Raw genomic sequence first — 1,593 nt, 5'->3', positions numbered from 1 at the left:
TGGTCAGCATGCTGGCCTACATCTCTCTGGCCACCGCCTGGGCCTTCTTCTCCGGCCGCACTCGAGCACCACCACCACCACCACTGAGATCCGGCTGCTAACAAAGCCCGAAAGGAAGCTGAGTTGGCTGCTGCCACCGCTGAGCAATAACTAGCATAACCCCTTGGGGCCTCTAAACGGGTCTTGAGGGGTTTTTTGCTGAAAGGAGGAACTATATCCGGATTGGCGAATGGGACGCGCCCTGTAGCGGCGCATTAAGCGCGGCGGGTGTGGTGGTTACGCGCAGCGTGACCGCTACACTTGCCAGCGCCCTAGCGCCCGCTCCTTTCGCTTTCTTCCCTTCCTTTCTCGCCACGTTCGCCGGCTTTCCCCGTCAAGCTCTCAATCGGGGGCTCCCTTTAGGGTTCCGATTTAGTGCTTTACGGCACCTCGACCCCAAAAAACTTGATTAGGGTGATGGTTCACGTAGTGGGCCCTCGCCCTGATAGACGGTTTTTCGCCCTTTGACGCTGGAGTCCACGTTCTTTAATAGTGGACTCTTGTTCCAAACTGGAACAACACTCAACCCTATCTCGGTCTATTCTTTTGATTTATAAGGGATTTTGCCGATTTCGGCCTATTGGTTAAAAAATGAGCTGATTTAACAAAAATTTAACGCGAATTTTAACAAAATATTAACGCTTACAATTTAGGTGGCACTTTTCGGGGAAATGTGCGCGGAACCCCTATTTGTTTATTTTTCTAAATACATTCAAATATGTATCCGCTCATGAATTAATTCTTAGAAAAACTCATCGAGCATCAAATGAAACTGCAATTTATTCATATCAGGATTATCAATACCATATTTTTGAAAAAGCCGTTTCTGTAATGAAGGAGAAAACTCACCGAGGCAGTTCCATAGGATGGCAAGATCCTGGTATCGGTCTGCGATTCCGACTCGTCCAACATCAATACAACCTATTAATTTCCCCTCGTCAAAAATAAGGTTATCAAGTGAGAAATCACCATGAGTGACGACTGAATCCGGTGAGAATGGCAAAAGTTTATGCATTTCTTTCCAGACTTGTTCAACAGGCCAGCCATTACGCTCGTCATCAAAATCACTCGCATCAACCAAACCGTTATTCATTCGTGATTGCGCCTGAGCGAGACGAAATACGCGATCGCTGTTAAAAGGACAATTACAAACAGGAATCGAATGCAACCGGCGCAGGAACACTGCCAGCGCATCAACAATATTTTCACCTGAATCAGGATATTCTTCTAATACCTGGAATGCTGTTTTCCCGGGGATCGCAGTGGTGAGTAACCATGCATCATCAGGAGTACGGATAAAATGCTTGATGGTCGGAAGAGGCATAAATTCCGTCAGCCAGTTTAGTCTGACCATCTCATCTGTAACATCATTGGCAACGCTACCTTTGCCATGTTTCAGAAACAACTCTGGCGCATCGGGCTTCCCATACAATCGATAGATTGTCGCACCTGATTGCCCGACATTATCGCGAGCCCATTTATACCCATATAAATCAGCATCCATGTTGGAATTTAATCGAGGCCTAGAGCAAGACGTTTCCCGTTGAATATGGC

At 47.0% G+C, this 1,593-nt stretch carries 1 protein-coding gene; it reads right to left on the bottom strand.

What is annotated here, in order from left to right; genetic code table 11:
* Positions 1 to 781: 781 nt before the first annotated feature.
* Positions 782 to 1,593 (bottom strand): APH(3')-I family aminoglycoside O-phosphotransferase (locus FQU96_RS41935; protein ID WP_255468909.1); only part of this gene is annotated, 812 nt, incomplete at its 5' end.

This window comes from Reyranella sp. CPCC 100927, from assembly GCF_007859315.1.
Classification (GTDB): domain Bacteria; phylum Pseudomonadota; class Alphaproteobacteria; order Reyranellales; family Reyranellaceae; genus Vineibacter.
This window is presented reverse-complemented; position numbering and strand designations above follow the sequence as displayed.